1 protein-coding gene is annotated in these 628 nt (G+C 27.9%); it reads left to right on the top strand.

The features are described from left to right. Positions 1–437 precede the first annotated feature (437 nt). Positions 438–590 (top strand): hypothetical protein, encoded by a 153-nt coding sequence (locus TCEL_RS13580; RefSeq protein WP_018665558.1) that lies wholly within the window; start codon positions 438–440, stop codon positions 588–590. Positions 591–628: the final 38 nt, after the last annotated feature.

Below are 628 nucleotides of genomic sequence, written 5' to 3'. Positions count from 1 at the left end.
ATATATAAAACTGTAAAAAGCCGCGTAAATGGACTTTAAGGCATTAAGATTACTAATATGAAAGGAGCCTTTTATAAATCCATTTATGCGGCTTTTAATATTTAAGGTATTAACCCTTTATTTTTAACACATCAATACTATCCATAGGTGTATCTGGGTCCTTAGGAACAGATGATATTTCATAAGTATCTATCAAGTCCAATTCCACCTTTTATAGTCTCTGGCCAAAGAAGTGCATTGTTTGTATGTTCAATTATTGGATATTGTCCATTTGATTCAATCTTCACTCTATCACCCCGAAATTATTTTGTATTATTATTAGTTTTTTGCATTAAAACTATGCATAAGGAAAAAGGAAAAATATGCAATAAAATGTAATATTATTTTTATATTTTGTCAAAATGATATGTTATAATATTTATAAAGGAGTGATAGCATTGAGAACAGAACAAATAGTACAGATACTTGCTGCATATTTATTGCAATCAACCTATGCATCAAGTAATGAACAAACAGGTATGTTATTTGGGGCTATACTTGACAAAATGCTTGAAACTTCAAATATATCAAATGGACAAGCTTTCAAATGAAGGATATAAATTTAAATAATGAAAATAAATTTAAGGAT

Origin of the sequence: Thermobrachium celere DSM 8682, from assembly GCF_000430995.1 — a bacterium.
In the GTDB taxonomy this organism is placed as follows: domain Bacteria; phylum Bacillota; class Clostridia; order Clostridiales; family Caloramatoraceae; genus Thermobrachium; species Thermobrachium celere.
This window is presented reverse-complemented; position numbering and strand designations above follow the sequence as displayed.